The sequence below is a fragment of the Phenylobacterium sp. genome, assembly GCF_028290885.1.
Classification (GTDB): domain Bacteria; phylum Pseudomonadota; class Alphaproteobacteria; order Caulobacterales; family Caulobacteraceae; genus Phenylobacterium.
The window spans coordinates 1-19979 of record NZ_JAQGIZ010000187.1; the positions used below are offsets into that span (position 1 = coordinate 1).

Below are 19979 nucleotides of genomic sequence, written 5' to 3' on the forward strand. Positions count from 1 at the left end.
CGCCGCCTCCGCCGCCGCCGAACACGCCGCCGCCGCCGCCCCCGAAGCTGCAGCCCCGGCCGCCGGTCGCGGTGCCCGACATGCCCTCGATCCCGCCGCTGCCGGTTCCGCCGGTGGAGCACCGCATCGAGGAACCGAAGCCGCCGGCCCCGCCGCCGCCGACCCCGGTTCGCGAGTCGGTCATCACCCAGCCCGACTGGTCGCGGAAGCCGGATGCCGAGGCGCTCTCGCGCTACTACCCCGAACGGGCCTCGCGCATGAGCATCGAAGGCACGGCGACCATCAGCTGCACGGTGAACGCGCGCGGCACCCTCGACAATTGCTCGGTGGTGTCCGAAAGCCCGCCGGAGGCCGGGTTCGGCGACGCGACGATCAAGGCGAGCAAGCTGTTCAAGATGCGCCCGCTGTCGAAGGACGGCGCGCCCGTCGACGGCGGCACGGTTCGCATCCCGCTCCGGTGGGTCCTGCCGAAGGGCTGACCCGCTGCGAACGGACCAGGATCAAGCCCCGGCGGCGCGAGCCTCCGGGGCTTTTTCTTTGTCCGAAAGGTCCCTTCACAGGGGCGCGCCGACGACCCATGCTGCGGCGCGTCGTGTGATCGGGCGGGGAGGATGGGGCGACGGTGAGCCAAGCTGAAGACCGCCAGGCCGATCCGGCCTCCGGGGCGCGGGACCCCGACGCGCGCGGGAACCTGCTGTTCATCGCGATCACCGCGGCCGTCCTGCTCGTCTTCCTGTCCTTCAACGCGCTCAACATCTTTGACGAGTTGAAGCGCGCCGGCCGTCCGCGCGAACTGTGGGAGCCGATGGTCTGGGAGGGATCGAGTGGCCTCGTCTTCCTGTCGCTCTCGCCCCTGATCCTGGCCCTGGTCCGGCGCGTCTGGCCCGCCGACCCGCCCTATCTGCCCAAGCTCGCGATCCATCTGGTCGCGGCGTGTGGCGTCTCCCTCGTCCACGTGCTGGCGATCGGCGCCATCCGCTGGGCGATCTACGCGGCGCTGAACCGCTACTACGACGCCTTCGGCCCGCTCGGCGACTGGCCGTACGAGCTGCGCAAGGACCTGCTGGTCTATGCCGCCATCGTCGCGATCTACGTGGCCTGGCGGCGGCTGCGGGCTAGGCCCCAGGCCGCGGCGGCGTCGCCCCCGGACGTGCTGGAGGTCCGCGACGGCGCCCGGCGGCATTTCGTGCCGCTCGCCGACGTCGTCTGGGTGGAGGCGGCGGGCAACTATGTGGAGCTGCACCGCGGCGGCGCAGGCCTGCTGCATCGCGCCTCGCTCGCCGAGATGGAGCGGCGGCTGCAGACCGCGGGCTTCGTGCGCATCCATCGCTCGCGGCTGGTCCGGCGAGAAGCCGTGGCGGCCGTGGAGTCCAAGCCCACCGGCGACTTCCTGGTGCGCCTGCGCGACGGCCGCGAACTGGCCGGCAGCCGCCGCTATCGCCGTCCCCTGCTCGCCGATTGAACCTTGGGCGGCGCCGACGGCTTGATCGATAGCCGGCGCCCGACTAGAACCGCCCCTCGCGATGCGCCGCCTTAGCTCAGTTGGTTAGAGCGCTAGATTGTGGATCTAGAGGTCCCCTGTTCAAGCCAGGGAGGCGGTACCATCGCGAAGCGCCCCGCATCCCGTCTTAGGCCGGAGCGGTGGCGGGGCCCGGGCGTCGGCGCACGAACGGCTGCGGCCTCCAGCGCACCAGCGAGCGCCAGGCCCACTCGAACGGCCCGTAGTGGAAGCGCGCCAGCCAGGGCTTGCTCCAGGCCAGGATGAACACCCAGACGCCGGCCACGACCGCCAGCTCCTGGAACCGCGACAGCTTGCCGTAAAGCCCCAGGCCAAAGCCGCAGAACACCAGCGTCGTGATGATCGAGGTCATCAGGTAGTTGCTGAACGCCATCCGCCCGGCGGCCGCCAGCCGGTCTACAAGGGCCTGCGCCGCGCCGGACCGCACGATCAGCAGCAGCACGCTGGCGTGGGCCAGCGCGATGAGCGGCCGCGAGACCTGCTGCCACACCTCCCAGCGATGCAGCGAGAGCGGCTCGAACCCGTCCTGGTAGATCCGCATGGCGACCCAGGCGGTGGCCGGCGCGGCGATCAGATAGCCCACCGCGATCATCGCCAGATAGGCGCGGCTCGACCAGCCCAGGGTGAAGAAGCCCAGGCGGAAGAGGCCCATGCCGACGAACATCTGGCCGATGGCCTCAGGCAGGGCGTCGGGCGGCGCAATCACCAGCTGCATGAGCAGCGACATGGTGGTGCGCGCCTTCAGGGCGTCCATGAACCCGCCGCCAAATCCGGCCAGCTCGGCGGCCTTCATGCCTGGCGGCACGATGATGCTCTGCGACGCCTCCTGCCAGGCCTTCACGACCGCCGCCGACGCGCCGGGCGCCGCCGCTGCGTCGTGCAACGCGATCAGCTGGTTGGCTTCGATGGCGTTCTTGGTCAGCAGGGCCGCGAGGATGGCCACGCCCACCCCGATCTGGACCCGGGCGTCGAGCTTGCGGAATGGGAAGATGAACAGGCCGGCCACTGCGTAGGTGACCAGGATGTCGCCCCACCACAGGAAGTAGGCGTGGACCATGCCGAACACGAACAGCCAGAACATCCGCCGGTAATGGGTCTGCGCCGGCCCGGGCTGGTTGCCCTCAGCCCGCTGCGCGATCAGCACGGCGCTCGCGCCGAACAGCATGGTGAAGAGCGCCCGCATCTTGCCGTCGGTCAGCACATTGTTGACCGCCCAGGTCCACAGGTCGGCTCCCGTCGAGCCGCCGGCGTAGGTCGGGTCGAGGTAGGCGAAGGACGGCAGGCCCATGCCCACGATGTTCATCAGCAGGATGCCCAGGACCGCGAAGCCCCGCACCGCGTCGATGGAGACATGGCGCTCGGCCGCCGCCGCGTTCGTCGCCGACATCTGAAACCTCCCCCGGATATCCTCGGTCGCCGAGGATGAGCGCTCCTCGACGGCTGTCAACGGGCGCCGGCGCTTGCGTTTTGCAGCCGGGCGGCATGGCCCGCGAGCGCGGCCATGCTAAACCTCAGGTCGATTCCGGCCGCCCGCGCGGCCGCTGCTGACGGAGACCGCCCGGTGAAGCGCCAGTCCTGGATCGGCCCCTCGGTGGCCCTGGTTGCGGCGTCAGCCCTGCTGGCCGCGTGCCATCGCCCCGCCGACAAGGCTCGAGCCCCTGCGGCGGCCGAACCCACGGTCGAGCGCGCCGGCCCGGTCCGGTGGAACGCGGCCGCGGGCGATTTCGAGCTCGGCGGCAAGCCCCTGAAGACCGTCAAGCTCTGGACCTTCGACGGCTCGACCGAGGGCTTCACCGCGATGGGCAGCAGAATCACGCCCGCGCCCGGCCAGGGCATCGCCGTGACCATGGCCGACCCGACGATCCGCTCGCCGCGCGGGCTGAACGTGCCTGGCGGGCAGTATCCGCTCGTGCTCGTTCGCCTGACCCGGACGGCGCCGGCCGCCGCCTGGGACGGCGCGCTTTACTATTCGACCGTCAACCACCCGGAGACGATCAACTTCCTCGGCAAGCCGCTCTTCGGCGCCGATCCCCATGTGGGTGAGACCACCACGCTCGTCTACGACATGAGCCGCCAGGCGGCGGGCGCGCCGGACTGGACGCAGTCGACCATCGACCAGATCCGCTTGGACGTGGAGGACAAACCCGGCGGCGCCTTTCTCATCCATCAGATCGCCATCGCCGAAAGCCCCGATCCGGCCGCGCTTGGGCCTGTCGCGGCTGCGGCTCCGGCCGCGGCGCCCAAGACCCCCGCACCGAAATCCTGATCGCGCCGACGGGGAGGGTAGGGGCTTAGGGCGTGGTCTTCAGTTCGGTCATCTTCATCTTCTATTTCCTGCCGTTCTTCCTGCTCGGCTACTACGTCTCGGGCTGGCGGGCCGGCGCGCTGCTGGCCGGCAGCGCGGCCTTCTACGTCTGGGGCGAGGGGGCCTACGTCTTCCTGCTGCTGGGCCTGATCGGCCTGAACTACACAGGCTCACGCTGGGTGGACGCGACTGTGGATCGGCGGCGGCGGGTGGCCATCCTGGCCAGCCTGGTGGTCGTCGATTTCGCAGTGCTGGGCTTCTTCAAATATTCCGAGTTCCTGGCCCATAACCTCAACCGGCTGCTGCCCAACGCGCCGCTGCCCGAGGTGCACCAGGCGCTGCCGCTCGGCATCTCGTTCTTCACCTTCCAGCTGGTCAGCTACGCCATCGACGTGCACCGCGGCTCGGTGAAGGTGGAGCGCGACCTGACCCGCTTCGCCGCCTACATCCTGATGTTCCCGCACCTGATCGCCGGGCCCATCGTGCGCTACGCCGACATCCGCGACGAGATGCACGGCGACCGGCGCAAGACCGCCCACATCGGCCTCGGCGTGCAGTATTTCATCGTCGGCCTGTGCCAGAAGGTGCTGATCGCCAACACCGTGGCGCCGCTGGCCGACCACGCCTTCGCCGCCGACCTCTTAGGCCTCGACGCGACCACCGCCTGGCTGGGCGTCTGGGCCTACACCCTACAGATCTACTTCGACTTCTGCGGCTATTCGAACATGGCCATCGGCCTGGCCTTCCTGCTGGGTTTCACCTTCCCGAAGAACTTCGACTACCCCTACGCCGCCCAGTCGATCACCGACTTCTGGCGGCGCTGGCACATGAGCCTGTCGTCCTGGTTTCGCGACTACGTCTACATCCCCTTGGGCGGCAACCGGGGCGGCCAGCTCCAGACCGTCCGCAACCTGCTGATCGTCTTCTTCCTCACCGGCCTTTGGCACGGAGCGGCCTGGCGGTTCATCGTCTGGGGGCTGTACCACGGCGGTTTCCTGATGCTGGAGCGGTTCGGCTTCGGACGCGCGCTGCAGGCCGCGCCCCGGCCGTTGCGGCGCCTTTACGCCGTGCTGGTGGTGATGGTGGGCTGGGTGTTCTTCCGCGCCGACAGCCTGCCGGACGCCCTGCACTACCTGGCCGCGATGGCCCAGCCGGGCCGGTTCCTGGCGCCTGACGCCGCACTCTCCATCCTGCTGAACGCCCAGTCGGTCGCAGCCTTGGCCGCGGGGACGCTGCTGGCGGCGCCGCTCCTCCCGGCGCTGATGGAACGCCTGCGCGCGCGCCGCGCCGAGCCGCCCAGGCCCGACCTGCCCGGCCGCCTGGAGACCCGCAGCGTGTACGCCCTGCCGATCCCGCTGCTGGCGGCGGGCTTCGTGATCTCCATCGCGATCCTGGTGGGATCGACCCTCAACCCCTTCCTCTATTTCAGGTTCTGAAGACCGGTGAACGCCCCACGCCTCCATTGGCGGCTGCTGGTCGGGACCATCCTGGTCCTGATGGCCGCGGCGTGGCTCGCGCCGCTGTGGATGCGGCCGCCGGGCATCCAGGAGAACCGGGTGCTGGCCCAGCGCCCGGCCTGGCCGAATCGCATCGAGGACGTGAAGGCCTTCCGCAAGGCCGCCGACGCCTATGTGGCCGACCGCTTCCCGATCCGCCCGTACCTGATCGGCGTGCTCAACCTCTTGCGCCTGACGGCCGGCGTCAGCGGGTCGAGCCGAGTGATCGTCGGCCGTGACGGCTGGCTGTTCTACGACGACGACACGCACCTGGGCGGCGCGCGCGGCGATCCGCCCCTGCTCGGGCCTCAGGAGAGGAGCTGGCTGATCACGCTCGCGGGCCGCACCGAGTACGCCCGCGCCCACGGTGCGCCCTATCTCATCGTCACGCCGCCGTCGAAAGAGACCACCTACCCGCAGCACGGCCCGGCCTGGTACCACGGCCCAAGCCCCGAGCGGGCATCGATCGCCCTGCCGAAACTGGCCCGGGCCACGGGCGCAGGCGAGGTGCTCTACCTCTACCCGCAGGTCAAGCAGGCCACCGACGCCGGCCAGAAGACCTTCAGCGCCCACGACACCCACTGGACCGGCTACGGCGCCTATGCCGGCTACGTCGGCCTGATGAACCGGCTGCACGCCATGGGCCTCACCGATGGTCCGAAGCCCCTCTCCGACTTCCAGAAGGTCGATCTCGCGCTCGTGCCGCGGGACATGGCGCTGATGCTGGGGGTCGCGAGCTTCGTCCGCCTCGACTACCCGCATCTCGACAACCTGCCGGGCGAGGCCAGGCGCCGCATCACCTATCTGAGCCCGAAGGTCGACTGGACCGGGCCGCAGGTGATCGACACCGGGGGGGTGGGCAAGCCGGTGCTCCTGATGACGCGGGATTCGTTCTCCAACGAGCTCCTGCCGTTCCTCCTCCCGCACTTCAGCCGCATCGTGCTGTCCCACAACCAGGACGGCTTCTGGCGCCAGGACCTGATCGACCGCTTCAAGCCCAACATCGTGATCTGGGAGGTCATCGAATCCGGCGTGCGGCTGGGCGAAGGGGAAGGCCCGCCGGCCTCCGCCGAAGCTGTCGCGCGCATCGACCGGGTGCTCGGCTCGGTGGCCCCGCCGCGTCCGGCGCCGCAGGCTGCCGCCATGCCGACACTGCTCCCGCCTGACGCCAAGACGGCCGCGATCATCGCCTCGGCGCAGACTTCCGGGAACTGCAATGTCGAACTCGCGACCTTGACGCCCGGCCAGGGCGGGGAGGCGACCTTCGCCACCTCCGGCTGGCTCTCGGAACTCGGCACGCAGATCACGGCGCCGGAGGGGTTCATCGTCCTGAAGGGCCCGGGCGGCGCCTTCGTCGGCCAGCTCCGCATGGACAAGCGGCGACCGGACGTCGCGGCCTACTACAAGAACCCGTTCGGCGAGCAGAGCGGCTTTGTCAGGACCTTCTACATCCGCAAGCTGCCGGTCGGCGTCTACACACTCACCCTCTACCGCCGCGCGGGCGCGGGCTGGATCGGATGCGCGGGCAAGCCGACGGTCGCGGCGCCTTAGGCGCCCCGCCGCGGGCATTAGAAAAATCTTCCTCAGCTTCAGCTTTCGGCCCATCGACAAGGGGCGATCTTGCCGGGTAAATGCCCTCGATCACGGTCTGCTTCTCAAAAATGGGAGGTTCGGCCGCGTTTCGGCGTGGGTAGAGCGCTTGGTTTGAGAGGACGTTATGGGGTTCCCCCGGAAGCAGGGACTGTACGATCCGGCGAACGAGCATGACTCGTGCGGCGTGGGCTTTGTGGCCAACATCAAGGGCCGTAAATCGCACGAGGTGATCGAGGCCGGCCTGCAGATCCTGGTCAACCTCGACCACCGCGGCGCGGTGGGCGCCGACCCGCTGGTCGGCGACGGCGCCGGCTGCCTGATCCAGATCCCCGACGCCCTGCTGCGCGCCTGGGCGGAAGGGCAGGGCCTGACCCTGCCCGCGGCCGGGGAATATGCGGTCGCCATGTGCTTCCTGCCGCAGGACGAGGCCGCGCGCGCCATGGCCTGCGCCCAGCTGGAGCACTTCCTGGCCGTCGAGAAGCAGCCGCTGATCGGCTGGCGCGACGTGCCGACCGACACCACGGGCCTGGGCGAGGCGGTGCTGGCGCAGATGCCGGTGATCCGCCAGGCGATCATCGGGCGCGGGCCCAACGTCCGCGACCAGGACGCCCACGAGCGCAAGCTGCTGGCGGTGCGCAAGCAGACCCAGAACCCGCTCCGGGAACTGGCCGTCAAACGCAACCTGCCGGGCCTGACAGAGCTCTACATCCCGTCGCTGTCGACGCGGACGGTGGTCTACAAGGGCCTGCTTCTGGCGCCCCAGGTGGGCTCTTTCTACAAGGATCTGACGGACCCCTTGACGGAGTCGGCGCTGGCGCTGGTCCACCAGCGGTTCTCCACCAACACCTTCCCGTCCTGGCGCCTGGCGCACCCCTACCGGTTCATCGCCCACAACGGCGAGATCAACACCGTGCGCGGCAACGTGAACTGGATGAACGCGCGCCGACGCTCCATGGAAAGCGACCTGCTCGGCCCCGACCTCAACAAGATGTGGCCGCTGATCCCGCACGGCCAGTCCGACACCGCCTGCCTCGACAATGCTCTCGAGCTGCTGGTGGCGGGCGGCTATCCGCTCGCCCAGGCGGTGATGATGCTGATGCCCGAGGCCTGGGCCGGCAATCCGCTGATGGATGCCAAGCGCAGGGCCTTCTACGAGTACCACGCCGCGCTCATGGAGCCCTGGGACGGGCCGGCCGCTGTGGCCTTCACCGATGGCCGCCAGATCGGCGCGACGCTGGACCGCAACGGCCTGCGGCCCGCTCGCTTCATCATCACCGACCAGGACCATGTGATCATGGCCTCGGAGGTCGGCGTCCTCGACGTCCCCGAGGAGCGCATCGTCCGCAAGTGGCGCCTGCAGCCCGGCAAGATGCTGCTGATCGACATGGAAGAAGGCCGCATCATCGAGGACGAGGAGATCAAGCGATCCCTCTCCGAGGCCGCGCCCTATGAAGAGTGGCTGTCCGAGACCCAGTTCAAGCTGGAGGAGCTGGCGCTGGCCGCCGAACCCGAGGCGCCGCTCGCCAACGATCCGGCGACCCTGCTCGATCGGCAGCAGGCCTTCGGCTACACCCAGGAGGATCTCGCCTTCTTCCTGGAGCCCATGGCCAGTTCCGGCGAGGACCCGGTGGGGTCCATGGGCTCGGACACGCCGATCGCCGTGCTCTCGCGCCGGCCGAAGCTGCTCTACGAGTACTTCAAGCAGAACTTCGCCCAGGTCACCAATCCGCCCATCGATCCGATCCGCGAGGAGCTGGTGATGAGCCTGGTCTCGATGATCGGGCCGCGTCCGAACCTGCTCGGCCGCCAGGCGGGGACGCACAAGCGGCTGGAGGTCGCCCAGCCGATCCTCACCGACGAAGATCTGGCCAAGATCCGGGCGATCAACGAACTGCTCGACGGCGCCTTCCGCACCGCGACGCTCGACGCCACCTGGCCGGCTTCCGAAGGCGCCAACGGCCTGGAGCCGGCGCTCGAACGGCTGTGCCGCGAGGCCACCGACTGCGTGCTGGCCGACATGAACATCCTGATCCTCTCGGATCGGGAGACCGGTCCGGACCGGGCGCCGATCCCGGCGGCGCTGGCCACCGCGGCGGTGCACCACCATCTGATCCGCCAGGGCCTGCGCATGCAGACCGGCCTGGTGATCGAGACGGGCGAGGCGCGCGAGGTCCACCATTTCTGCGTGCTCGCGGGCTACGGCGCCGAGGCGGTGAACCCCTACCTGGCGTTCCAGACCCTGGAGCAGCTACGGATCGAGAACGGCCTGCCGCAGTCCGCTTACGAGGTGCGCAAGAACTACATCAAGGCGATCGGCAAGGGCGTGCTGAAGGTGATGTCCAAGATGGGCATCTCCACCTACCAGTCCTATTGCGGCGCGCAGATCTTCGATGCCGTGGGCCTGTCCTCGGGCCTGATCGAGAAGTACTTCACCGGCACCGCCTCGACGATCGAAGGCGTCGGCCTGGCGGAGATCGCCGGCGAGGCGGTCCGCCGCCACCGCGACGCCTATGGCGACAACCCGATCTACCAGACGATGCTCGACGTCGGCGGCCAGTACGCCTGGCGCCTGCGCGGCGAAACGCACGCCTGGACGCCGGACTCGGTCTCGCGCCTGCAGCACGCCGTGCGCGGCAACCTGCCGGGCGAGTACCGGGCCTTCGCGCGCGAGATCAACGAACAGTCCGAGCGACTGCTGACCCTGCGCGGTCTGATGCGCCTGAAGCCCGCCGCGACGCCGATCCCGCTGGAGGACGTCGAGCCCGCGGCCGAGATCGTCAAGCGCTTCGCCACCGGGGCCATGAGCTTCGGCTCGATCAGCCGCGAGGCGCACACCACGCTGGCCATCGCCATGAACCGCGTCGGCGGCCGCTCCAACACCGGCGAGGGCGGCGAGGAATCCGACCGCTACAAGCCGCTGCCGAACGGCGATTCCATGCGCTCGGCCATCAAGCAGGTGGCCTCGGGCCGCTTCGGGGTGACCACCGAGTTCCTGGTCAACGCCGACGACATCCAGATCAAGATGGCCCAGGGCGCCAAGCCCGGGGAGGGCGGCCAGTTGCCGGGCCACAAGGTCGACAAGAACATCGCCCGCGTGCGCCACTCGACGCCCGGCGTCGGTCTGATCTCGCCGCCGCCGCACCACGACATCTATTCCATCGAGGACTTGGCGCAGCTCATCCACGACCTGAAGAACGTGAACCCCGCGGCCCGCATCTCGGTGAAGCTGGTCTCGGAGGTGGGCGTCGGCACCGTGGCCGCCGGCGTCGCCAAGGCGCGCGCCGACCACGTCACGATATCTGGCTTCGAGGGCGGCACGGGGGCCTCCCCGCTGACCTCGCTGACCCACGCCGGCTCGCCCTGGGAGATCGGCTTGGCCGAGACCCAGCAGACCCTGCTGCTCAACGGGCTACGCACCCGCATCGCCGTGCAGGTGGACGGCGGCCTGAGGACCGGCCGCGACGTGGCCATCGGCGCGCTGCTGGGCGCCGACGAGTTCGGCTTCGCGACTGCGCCGCTGATCGCCGCAGGCTGCATCATGATGCGCAAGAGCCACCTCAACACCTGCCCGGTGGGGGTGGCGACGCAGGATCCGGTGCTGCGCGCCCGCTTCACCGGCCAACCGGAGCACGTGATCAACTTCTTCTTCTTCGTGGCCGAAGAGCTGCGCGAGATCATGGCCGAGATGGGCTTTGCGACGGTCAACGAGATGATCGGCCGCGTCGACCGCCTCGACCTCAATCCCGCGGTCGACCACTGGAAGGCGCAGGGCATCGACCTCAGCCGCATCCTCTACGCCGCCCCGGCGGAAGCCGCGAAGGGCCTCTGGAACCAGGACCGGCAGGACCATGGGCTGGGCAAGGCGCTGGACAACGTCATCATCGAGGACGCCAAGGCCGCGCTCGACGACGGCAAGCCCGTGCGCGGCGAATACCCGGTGCGCAACGTCAACCGCACGGTGGGGGCGATGCTCTCCGGCGAGGTGGCGCGCCGCTACGGCCACACGGGGCTGCCCGACGACACCATCTCGCTGACCTTCCGCGGCAACGCCGGCCAGAGCTTCGGCGCCTTCGCCGCGCGCGGCGTCTCGCTGGAGCTGATCGGCGACGCCAACGCCTATGTGGGCAAGGGCCTCTCGGGCGGTCGCGTGGTGGTGCGCCAGCCGCCGGAGGCCAGGCGCGAGCCCACCCGCAACATCATCGTCGGCAACACCGTCCTCTACGGCGCCATCGCCGGCGAGGCCTATTTCGAGGGCGTGGCCGGCGAGCGCTTCGCCGTGCGCAACTCCGGCGCGGTGGCGGTGGTCGAGGGCCTGGGCGACCACGGCTGCGAATACATGACCGGCGGCGTGGTGGTGGTGCTGGGCGACACCGGCCGCAACTTCGCCGCGGGGATGAGCGGCGGCATAGCCTACGTCTACGACCCGGCCGGCCGCTTCGGCGACCTCTGCAACAAGGCCATGGTGGAGCTTGAGCGGGTGGCTCCGGCTGCGCCCGGCCCCGCCAATAAGGCCGACGAGCCGCAGCGTCCGAAGCAGCGGCCGGTTTCGGTCGAGAATAGCGGCATGGGCGACATGCTGCGCTTCGACGCCGAGCGGCTGCGCATCCTGATCGAGCGCCATCACCTGCACACGAAGAGCGCGCGCGCCGCCGAGATCCTGGGCAACTGGGACCAGGCGCTGGGCTCCTTCGTGAAGGTGATGCCGGCCGACTACCGCCGCGCGCTCCAGGAGCTCGCCTCCGACCGTGGGACGGCCGCCGCCGTCGCCGCGGAATAGCCCTCTAAGTTCCGGAGACCAATCCCGATGGGCAAGCCCACCGGCTTCCTCGAGATCGAGCGCCACGACCGCACCTATGATAAGGTGGGCTCGCGCCTGAAGACCTGGAAGGAATTCGTCCAGCCGCTGCCGCAGCCCGAAGTGGGCCGCCAGGCGGCGCGCTGCATGGATTGCGGCATCCCGTTCTGCCACCAGGGGTGCCCGGTCAACAACCAGATCCCGGACTTCAACAACCTGGTCTACCGCGACCAGTGGCGCCAGGCGCTGGACAACCTGCAGTCCACCAACAACTTCCCGGAGTTCACCGGCCGCGTCTGCCCCGCGCCCTGCGAGGCGTCCTGCACGCTGAATATCGACGACAACCCGGTGACCATCAAGACGATCGAATGCCAGATCGTCGACCGCGGCTGGGAAGAGGGCTGGATCCCCCCGCAGATGTCGCCGCGCGGCACGGGCAAGCGGATCGCGGTGGTGGGCTCGGGCCCCGCGGGCCTGGCCTGCGCCCAGCAGCTCGCCCGCGCCGGCCACGCGCCGACGGTGTTCGAGAAGTCCGACCGCATCGGCGGCCTGCTGCGCTACGGCATCCCCGACTTCAAGATGGAAAAGCACCTCATCGACCGGCGCGTCCGGCAGATGGAGGCCGAGGGCGTGATCTTCCGCGCCGGCTTCGAGGTCGGCGTGCATGTCTCGGTGCAGCGGCTGCTGGACGACTACGACGTGCTGGTGATGGCCGGCGGCGCGGAGGCCCCCCGCGACCTTGAGGTCCCGGGCCGCGAGCTCGACGGCGTGCATTACGCGATGGATTTCCTCACTCAGCAGAACAAGCGCAACGCCGGCGACGGCGAGGCGATCGCCGCGCCCACAGGCACGATCTCGGCGGCCGGCAAGCACGTGGTGGTGATCGGCGGCGGCGACACCGGCAGCGACTGCATCGGCACCTCCAACCGCCAGGGCGCGGCCTCGATCACCCAGCTGGAGATCATGCCGCAGCCGCCGGAGCGGGAAAACAAGGCGCTGACCTGGCCCGACTGGCCGCTGAAGCTACGCACCTCGTCGAGCCAGGAGGAGGGCTGCGAACGCGACTTCGCGGTCGCCACCAAGCGCGCGGTCGGCAAGGACGGCCGCATCACCGCGCTGGAATGCGTGCGCCTGGACTGGGTGGCCGGGCCCGACGGCCGCATGCAGATCCGCGAGGTCGAGGGCTCCAATTTCGAGCTGCAGGCCGACCTCGTTCTCCTGGCCATGGGCTTCACCGGCCCCCGCACCACAGGCGTCGTGGAGAGCGGCGGCGTCGAGCTCGACCCGCGCGGCAACGTGGCGGCCAACGTCGCCAACTACCAGACCTCGGTCCGCAACATCTTCGCCTGCGGCGACATGCGCCGTGGCCAGTCGCTGGTGGTGTGGGCGATCCGTGAGGGCCGGCAGTGCGCGCGGGCCGTCGACGAGGCGCTGATGGGCGCGTCGAAGCTGCCGCGTTAGGTTCGGCCCCGACGCGCCAGGCAGCGCAGCGCGCAGGCCAGCTGACGCGCCCGCGTGCGGTCCATCTCCTGGTCCCGGGCCCCGGAGGCGAGCGTCTCGGCCATGGCCCGAAGCTGTTCGGCGCGGCCTTCGGGCGCGAAGGCCCGCGCCAGCATCGAAGCCTCGGTGAGCAACTCCGCGCGCAGCTCCGGACCGCAGGAGTCGAGCAGGGCGTCGTCGAACTGCACGACCTCCGCGGGGGTCGATCCGGGGGTCTGATCCCCTTTGTGCATGCGGGAGCGAACGGGCTGCGGAGTCAGCGGGTTCCCAGGGTGAAGGCTGTCACCGCCACCTCATAGGCGACAGAGGCGCCCGCGGGGATCAGCGCCATCCCGGTGTCCCGCCTGTCCCATTCCGCGCCGTAGGGATCGGCCAGGTTGAACTGCGGCTCGACCACCACGAAGGCCTTGTCCGGCGGCGCATAGACCTGCATCGCGCCCACCTGCGGCGAGGGCGAGGCGATCCTCAGGCCCAGGTCCGACGCCGGGTCGCGGACCTCCGCCACGGTCAGGCCGCCCTCGCGCTGCAGGTCGGTGAAACAGTCGTCGAGATAGGCAGCGCCCAGGGCGCGTCCGTCCGGCGGCGAGAAGTCGTAGGGGCCGCCCGCAACGGGCTCCAAAGCCCCGGTGGGCAGCACCTCGTCGTAGTTGTTCACCAGCGCTCGCGACCGCGCTGGCAGCCGCAGGCGCGCCTTCCGCCGGTCGCCGCTCGGCAGGGCGAAGTAGGGGTGCCAGCCGATCCCCATCGGCAGCGGATCGGCGCCGGCGTTGCGCGCCGTCACCCGCAGGGTCAGCGCGCCGCCCTGCAGCCGCCATTCGAAGTCCAGAACCGCCCGGCCCGGCCAACGGCCGCCGAAATCCGCCGCCTCGAGCCGGCCTGTCACCCGGTCCGGCGCCTCCTGCCGCCAGGGGACGGCAGCGTCGAGGATCAGGCCGTGCATGGCGTATTGCTCGGCGCCTTGCGCCTTGCCGCCCCAGTTGCGGGGCAGGCGCACGGTGTGGCCGGCGACCGTGGTCTCGATCTCGCGCGCGCCCTCGACCTCGCGGCCGCGAATGCGGTTGGCGTAGGGCGCCAGGATCGCCCCGCCGAAGCTGAAGGCCTTGTTGCCCACGAAGTCGTCCGGGCCGCCGTCGAGCTCGCGCGCCGCCGCCTCCGGATCGGGGGCGGAGAGGGCGTCCACCACCCCGCCGGACGCCAGCCGCAGCCGCGCCTGCAGCAGCATCATGCCCCGGCCCGGCAGGACCGTGGCCTCGACGAAGGCCGGCCCGGCCGCGGGCGCATCCAGCGCGCGGAGCCGGACCAGGGGCAGGCCGCCGATCCGCAGGGTGTCGTCCATGGCCGGCCCTAGTCGAGCGTGCCGGTCAGGTTGTCCTCCAGCTCGACCTTCCGCAACTTGCGCGCCTCGGAGCGCTGGCGCTCGGCGCTGGCGTCTTCATGCTCGGAGGGCGGCACGATCGGCACGGCGAGGCACACACTCTGGGTCGGCAGCACCTCGCCCCAGTCACGGATCAGCTGCTTGTACGAGCGGCCCACCGGCCGGATTTCGCGGTTGAGGTCGTAGAGGCCGACCGGATGCACGCGGCCGTTGTTCTCGCGCAGGCCGACGTCCCAGTCGATCTGGTCGGTGAGCGAGTACCAGGTGAAGCCGACGGTCGGCACGCCGGAATTGCGCACCCGCAGCACGTTGGCCCATTCCTTCCAGAGCCAGTTCACCGCCTCGTCGCCGTTCGGCCCCTCTGCGATGTTGGTCTCGGTGTGCATCACCGGCAGGCGGTAGCGGTTGTAGTACTGGCGGGTGATCTCCGAGTAGCCGAAGATCTCTCCAGACGCCCGGCTGCCGCCGTCCGCCGACACCCGGTGCTCGTTGGTCCAGTAGTAGTCGTTGCCCAGGATGCAGTGGTGGGCCAGCGAGTTGCCGAGGAAGAAGTGGTACTCGTCCCGCGTCATGCCGTTGTCGAGCAGGTACTCGTACATCTCGGAGTCGACCCGGTGGCCGTAGTTCAGGTCGAGCGACAGGAAGCGCTTGGAGTTCTCGATCTCCGCCGGCTTGATCGCGGCCGGGTTCTCGGCGTGGAAATACTCGGAGGACTCGCTCTGGATGAAGATCGCGTCCGGGCGGATCTTCAGCACCTCCTGCATGGCCCGCACGTTGGCCTTGACGATGTGCTTCAGCGCGGTGACAAAGGTCAGGTCCGTCGTGCCTTGCTCGTTCCACCAGCCGTACTTGGCCGAGAACTGGGCGCAGATGAACATCTCGTTGACCGGCGTGTAGACCTGCACCCAGGGAAACCGCTGCGCGAAGGCCTTGGCGTAGCGGGCGAAGATCTCGGGGAAGTCGGGGTTCTGGAAATTGCCGACCCAGTCGGGGACGCCGAAATGGCAGAGGTCGACGATCGGCACGATGTCGCGTCGGCGCAGCTCGCCGAAGGTGACGTCGGCGAACTCCCAGTCGAACTTGTCCGGACCGATCAAGGTGGTGTGCAGCGGCGGACCGTAGCGCAGGAAACGGATGCCCATCTCTTCGACGAGGTCGAAGTCCTTGCGCCAGTGGCGGTAGTGGCCGCACGATTCCATCTGGTCGACGCGCACGCTACCGCCCTTGATCGTGGGGATGGAGTTCTCGACCCCCGTGGCGAACATGAATGCGGCGATGGCCGGTCCTCCCGGAATTACGCGCGAGCGTCGGCGCCCCGACCTAATAGAACACAGCGGCGCGGCCCCGGTTCACTCGGTCGACGGCATGGCGGAGTGTCAGCCGAGTCTAGCGCGGAGAGGCGACTATTCGGCGGCCTGGGCCAGCGGCGCGCCGTTGATCTTGCGGCACCTGGAGACCAGCGCCAGGTGGTCGGAGCCGTTGGCGGTGTTACGCACCCAGGCCTTGTCGCCGTGGACGGCCAGGACCTCGAAATGCGGAAACAGGTTCGGTCCGGTCCTGACGAGGTCTCCGGGGGAGATTTCCTCGTCGTACTCGCGATCATGATTGATCGCGAACACATCTGAGTAGCTGGACAACGACATCTCCTGGGACCCCTCCCGATTCTGTCGCTTAGAATAGTAGACCCGAGACTCTGAACGGAACCGAAACGCTGACGTCAGGTTGTCGCATCCCCGACTGAAGCTTCCACGTCGCACTGTTCCACGATTCTTGTCATGCAATAGCGGAGGCGCCGGATGGACGTGCGTTGCGTAGTGAAATCCGACGATCGCCTCGGGGAAGGGCCCTGTTGGTCGCTCCGGGAGGGCCGGCTCTACTGGTTCGACATCAAGGGCAGGCGCCTAGCCTGGTACGAGCCCAAGACCGACGCCCGCGGGGGCTTCGACCTGCCCCTGCGCGCAAGCGCCGCAGCCCCGAGGACGCGGGGCGGCCTGCTGATCGCCACCGAGAAGGGCCTCGCGGTCTGCGATCCCGACGCGGGGACCCTGGAGATCGTCCAGCCCATCGAGCTGCCGCCGGGCTTCCGCACCAACGACGGCAAGATCGACCTGGAGGGGAACTTCTGGTGGAGCACCATGGACGACGACGGCGGCAAGCGGCCCGGCTCCGTCTACCGCACGACGCCCGGGTTCGAGACCACGCAGGTGCTGACCGGCATCCACATCCCCAACACCATCTCGGTCAGCCATGACGGCAAGCGGTTGTTCATGGCCGATTCCAAGCTGCAGACGATCTTCGCCCACCAGATGGCCGACCTCTCGAAGCTGGAGATGTTCGCCCACACGCGCGGCGCGCCGGCCAGTCCCGACGGCTCGGCGGTAGACGCCCACGGCTATCTCTGGAACGCCCAGTGGGGCGGCTGGCGGCTGGTGCGCTACGCCCCCGACGGGCGGATCGACCAGGTCATCCCCATGCCGGTGGAGCAGCCCACCAGCTGCGCCTTCGGCGGCGAGGACATGACCACGCTCTACGTCACCAGCGCCTCGGACGAGCTCTCGCCCGACGCCCGCGCGCGCCAGCCGCTGGCCGGCGACCTCTTCGCCATCGAAACCGGCGTGAAAGGACTGGCGTTGCCGCTCTTTGAAGGGTGAGGCGCCGCGAGCCTGAACCCTGGCTTATCTGGCGAGTTCCAGGCAAGCATCGCTCAAGCCAAAGGGTCTTCCACGCATGACCAAAAGACCGCTGCGCAGCCAGAGAAGCTACGGCAAGCACGACCGCGACGGCTTCATCCATCGCAGCTGGATCAAGGCCACCGGCCTGCCGGACCACGTCTTCGACGGCCGCCCGATCATCGGCATCGCCAACACATGGTCGGAGCTGGTCACCTGCCAGGTGGGCTTGCGCGAACTCGCCGACTTCGTGAAGCGCGGCGTCTGGGAGGCCGGCGGCGTGCCCATCGAGTTCCCGGCGATGTCGCTGCCCGAGACCCAGATGCGGCCGACGGCCATGCTGTTCCGCAACCTGCTGGCCATGGAGGTCGAGGAGTCGATCCGCGCCAATCCGATCGACGGCGTGGTGCTGCTGGGCGGCTGCGACAAGACCACACCGGGGCTGCTGATGGGCGCGGCCAGCGTCGACCTGCCGGCGATCTTCGTCTCCTCCGGGGCCATGCTGAACGGCAAGTTCGAGGGCCGCGACATCGGCTCCGGCACCGACGTCTGGCGCTTCTCGGAAGCCGTGCGCGCCGGCGAGATGAGCCTGGAGGAGTTCCTCAGCGCCGAGTCCGGCATGAGCCGCTCGACCGGGGTGTGCAACACCATGGGCACGGCCTCGACCATGGCCAGCCTGACCGAGGCGCTGGGCATCTCCCTGCCCAACAACGCCGCCCTGCCGGCCGTGGATTCGCGCCGCAAGGTGCTGGCCCACCTGAGCGGCAATCGTATCGTCGAGCTGGTGAATGACGACATCAAGCCGTCGGACATCATGACCCGGGCCGCCTTCGAGAACGCCATCCTGATGCATGCAGCCATCGGCGGCTCGACCAACGCGGTGGTGCATCTCCTGGCGTTGGCCGGCCGGCTGGGCGTGCCGCTGACGTTGAAGGACTTCGACGAGATCGCCCGCGAGGCCCCGCTGCTGGTCAACCTGATGCCGTCCGGCAAGTACCTGATGGAGGACTTCTGCTACGCGGGCGGCGCGCCGGCAGTGGCGAAGGAGCTCGGCCCGCTCTATCGCCGCGACGCGGTCACCGTCTCGGGCAAGACCCAGGGCGAGATCGCCGACGCCGCCAAGGTCTGGAACCGCGAGGTGATCGGCACGCTGGAGGCGCCCATCGGCCCCTCGTCCGGCGTCTGGGTGCTGAAGGGCAACCTCTGCCCGCAAGGCGCGATCCTGAAGCCCAGCGCGGCCACGCCCGGCTTGCTCACCCACCGCGGCCGCGCCGTGGTCTTCGAGACCATCGAGGACTACCACGCGCGCATCGACGACCCGGATCTGGAGGTCGACGAGACCTCGATCCTGGTGCTCAAGGGCTGCGGTCCCAAGGGCTATCCCGGCATGCCGGAGGTCGGCAACATGGCCCTGCCGCGGAAGCTCCTGCAGAAGGGCGTGACCGACATGGTCCGCATCTCCGACGCGCGGATGAGCGGCACCGCCTATGGCACGGTGATCCTGCACGTGGCGCCGGAGGCGGAGGCGGGGGGGCCGTTGGCGCTGGTGCGGACCGGCGACGAGATCGCCTTCGACGGCCCGAACCGCTCGCTGGAGCTGCTGGTCGGCGAGGTCGAGCTGGTCGCTCGCCGCCACGAGTGGGAAGCCGCCCGCCAGCCGTCCAAGTACATGCGCGGCTGGTACCGGCTCTACATCGACACCGTGCTGCAGGCGGACACCGGCGTCGACCTCGACTTCCTGGTCGGCAAGTCCAGCGCCGACGTGACCCGGGAGTCGCACTGATGGCCTTCGCCAGCTATCCGAGCCTGAAGGACCGCACGGTGTTCATCACCGGCGGGGCCTCGGGGATCGGGGCGGCGTTCGTGCAGGCCTTCCACGACCAGGGCGCCAAAGTCGCCTTCGTCGATCTGGACGAGGCGGCGGGCCGGGCGCTGGCCGGCAAGCTCGGGAACACCTCCTGGTTCCGGCGCTGCGACGTCACCGACGCCGAGGCTCTCCAGGCCTCGATCCGCGACGCCGCCGCCGCGCTTGGGCCCGTCACGGTGCTGATCAACAATGTCGCCAACGACACCCGCCAGGTGGCCGCCGAGGTCACCCCGGAGGCCTGGCGCAAGGGCCTGGCGGTGAACCTCGATCCGGCCTTCATCGCCGCCACGGCGGTCTATCTGATGATGCGCGACGCCGGCGGCGGTTCGATCGTCAATCTGAGCTCGATCAACGCCCTCTTGGGCCCCGCCGAGCTGCCGACCTATTCGGCGGCCAAGGGAGCGATCAATTCGCTGTCCAAGAGCCTGGCCCACGCCTGGGGCCCCGACCGTATCCGGGTCAATGCGCTGTCGCCCGGCTGGGTGGTCACGCCGCGCCAGCTGGCGCTGTGGCTGACCCCGGAGGCGGAGGCTGCGTGGTTGAAGCTGGTGGCGCTGAAGGACCGCATCATGCCCGAGGACATCGCGCGCGCCGCCCTGTTCCTCGCCGCCGACGACAGCCGCATGATGACCGGCCAGAACATGGTCGTGGACGCCGGACGCACCTGAGATGGGGACCGCGGCGCTGCTGGCCTGCGACTGGGGCACCACCAACCTGCGCGCCTGGACGCTGGACGAGAGCGGCGCAGTGGTCGCCCAGCGGGACTTCCCGCTCGGGGTCTCCAAGCTTGCGCCCGGCGAGGCTGCCCGGCGTTTCGAGGCCGAGGTGCGGCCCAGCCTCGACGCACAGAGCCTGCCCGC

The 19979-nt window shown here is 69.5% G+C and carries 16 protein-coding genes and 1 tRNA gene; 12 read left to right on the forward strand and 5 right to left on the reverse strand.

Going from position 1 to position 19979, the window contains the following annotated elements; translation table 11 throughout:
* The 3 genes from JWP28_RS12665 to JWP28_RS12675 form a co-directional block, all read left to right on the forward strand.
* The coding region (locus JWP28_RS12665) for an energy transducer TonB (protein WP_299543375.1) at positions 1 to 479 on the forward strand (479 nt) is incomplete at its 5' end.
* A 143-nt stretch (positions 480 to 622) separates the two neighbouring features.
* On the forward strand, positions 623 to 1462 hold the full coding sequence (locus JWP28_RS12670; protein ID WP_299543377.1) for a LytTR family DNA-binding domain-containing protein: 840 nt from the start codon (positions 623 to 625) through the stop codon (positions 1460 to 1462).
* Positions 1463 to 1527: 65 nt separating this feature from the next.
* Positions 1528 to 1604: transfer RNA gene (locus JWP28_RS12675), tRNA-His, on the forward strand.
* 24 nt (positions 1605 to 1628) lie between these two features.
* Here the strand turns inward: JWP28_RS12675 and JWP28_RS12680 are convergent.
* Positions 1629 to 2906: a DUF418 domain-containing protein gene (locus JWP28_RS12680; RefSeq protein ID WP_299543378.1), complete on the reverse strand. Its 1278-nt coding sequence runs from the start codon at positions 2904 to 2906 to the stop codon at positions 1629 to 1631.
* Positions 2907 to 3080: 174 nt separating this feature from the next.
* On the opposite strand from JWP28_RS12680, the gene JWP28_RS12685 reads away from it, so the two are divergent.
* The 5 genes from JWP28_RS12685 to JWP28_RS12705 all read left to right on the forward strand — a co-directional run bounded on the left by JWP28_RS12685 (position 3081) and on the right by JWP28_RS12705 (position 13169).
* Positions 3081 to 3785, forward strand: a complete 705-nt coding sequence (locus JWP28_RS12685; protein ID WP_299543379.1) for a hypothetical protein — start codon at positions 3081 to 3083, stop codon at positions 3783 to 3785.
* A gap of 32 nt (positions 3786 to 3817) precedes the next feature.
* Complete coding sequence (locus JWP28_RS12690; RefSeq protein WP_299543381.1) at positions 3818 to 5260, forward strand: MBOAT family O-acyltransferase; 1443 nt, start codon at positions 3818 to 3820, stop codon at positions 5258 to 5260.
* 6 nt (positions 5261 to 5266) lie between these two features.
* The gene (locus JWP28_RS12695; protein ID WP_299543383.1) at positions 5267 to 6871 is read left to right on the forward strand and encodes a hypothetical protein; all 1605 of its coding nucleotides are present in this window, start codon (positions 5267 to 5269) and stop codon (positions 6869 to 6871) included.
* Between the two features lie 166 nt (positions 6872 to 7037).
* A complete protein-coding gene (gene gltB, locus JWP28_RS12700; protein ID WP_299543384.1) occupies positions 7038 to 11690 on the forward strand; it encodes a glutamate synthase large subunit in 4653 nt (1550 codons plus the stop codon).
* A 27-nt stretch (positions 11691 to 11717) separates the two neighbouring features.
* Positions 11718 to 13169, forward strand: a complete 1452-nt coding sequence (locus JWP28_RS12705) for a glutamate synthase subunit beta (protein WP_299543386.1) — start codon at positions 11718 to 11720, stop codon at positions 13167 to 13169.
* Here JWP28_RS12705 and JWP28_RS12710 read toward each other — a convergent pair.
* The 4 genes from JWP28_RS12710 to JWP28_RS12725 form a co-directional block, all read right to left on the reverse strand.
* Entirely contained in the window at positions 13166 to 13396 is a 231-nt protein-coding gene (locus JWP28_RS12710) for a hypothetical protein (RefSeq protein ID WP_299543388.1), read from the reverse strand. The two genes, JWP28_RS12705 and JWP28_RS12710, sit on opposite strands and share 4 nt — an antisense overlap.
* Positions 13397 to 13464: 68 nt before the next feature.
* A complete protein-coding gene (locus tag JWP28_RS12715; RefSeq protein ID WP_299543389.1) occupies positions 13465 to 14544 on the reverse strand; it encodes an aldose 1-epimerase in 1080 nt (359 codons plus the stop codon).
* Positions 14545 to 14552: 8 nt separating this feature from the next.
* Positions 14553 to 15848 (reverse strand): family 1 glycosylhydrolase, encoded by a 1296-nt coding sequence (locus JWP28_RS12720; RefSeq protein ID WP_299543391.1) that lies wholly within the window; start codon positions 15846 to 15848, stop codon positions 14553 to 14555.
* Between the two features lie 138 nt (positions 15849 to 15986).
* A complete protein-coding gene (locus JWP28_RS12725) occupies positions 15987 to 16220 on the reverse strand; it encodes a hypothetical protein (protein ID WP_299543392.1) in 234 nt (77 codons plus the stop codon).
* Between the two features lie 159 nt (positions 16221 to 16379).
* On the opposite strand from JWP28_RS12725, the gene JWP28_RS12730 reads away from it, so the two are divergent.
* From JWP28_RS12730 to JWP28_RS12745, 4 genes are all read left to right on the forward strand, one after another.
* On the forward strand, positions 16380 to 17234 hold the full coding sequence (locus JWP28_RS12730) for an SMP-30/gluconolactonase/LRE family protein (RefSeq protein ID WP_299543394.1): 855 nt from the start codon (positions 16380 to 16382) through the stop codon (positions 17232 to 17234).
* 76 nt (positions 17235 to 17310) lie between these two features.
* Positions 17311 to 19035 carry an IlvD/Edd family dehydratase gene (locus tag JWP28_RS12735; RefSeq protein WP_299543396.1) on the forward strand — a complete coding sequence of 575 codons (1725 nt, stop codon included), beginning with the start codon at positions 17311 to 17313 and terminating at the stop codon, positions 19033 to 19035.
* On the forward strand, positions 19035 to 19787 hold the full coding sequence (locus JWP28_RS12740) for an SDR family oxidoreductase (RefSeq protein WP_299543398.1): 753 nt from the start codon (positions 19035 to 19037) through the stop codon (positions 19785 to 19787). Before JWP28_RS12735 ends, JWP28_RS12740 begins: the two co-directional genes overlap by 1 nt.
* A 1-nt stretch (position 19788) precedes the next feature.
* On the forward strand, positions 19789 to 19979 hold a 191-nt coding region (locus JWP28_RS12745; RefSeq protein ID WP_299543400.1), incomplete at its 3' end, for a 2-dehydro-3-deoxygalactonokinase.

What these genes read in the sequence shown, in the direction of transcription:
- JWP28_RS12680 (WP_299543378.1), bottom strand. Translation starts at nt 2,906, where the DNA reads ATGTCGGCGACGAACGCGGCGGCGGCCGAGCGCCATGTCTCCATCGAC.
- gltB (WP_299543384.1), top strand. Translation starts at nt 7,038, where the DNA reads ATGGGGTTCCCCCGGAAGCAGGGACTGTACGATCCGGCGAACGAGCAT.
- JWP28_RS12705 (WP_299543386.1), top strand. Translation starts at nt 11,718, where the DNA reads ATGGGCAAGCCCACCGGCTTCCTCGAGATCGAGCGCCACGACCGCACC.
- JWP28_RS12715 (WP_299543389.1), bottom strand. Translation starts at nt 14,544, where the DNA reads ATGGACGACACCCTGCGGATCGGCGGCCTGCCCCTGGTCCGGCTCCGC.
- JWP28_RS12720 (WP_299543391.1), bottom strand. Translation starts at nt 15,848, where the DNA reads ATGTTCGCCACGGGGGTCGAGAACTCCATCCCCACGATCAAGGGCGGT.
- JWP28_RS12730 (WP_299543394.1), top strand. Translation starts at nt 16,380, where the DNA reads ATGGACGTGCGTTGCGTAGTGAAATCCGACGATCGCCTCGGGGAAGGG.
- JWP28_RS12735 (WP_299543396.1), top strand. Translation starts at nt 17,311, where the DNA reads ATGACCAAAAGACCGCTGCGCAGCCAGAGAAGCTACGGCAAGCACGAC.
- JWP28_RS12740 (WP_299543398.1), top strand. Translation starts at nt 19,035, where the DNA reads ATGGCCTTCGCCAGCTATCCGAGCCTGAAGGACCGCACGGTGTTCATC.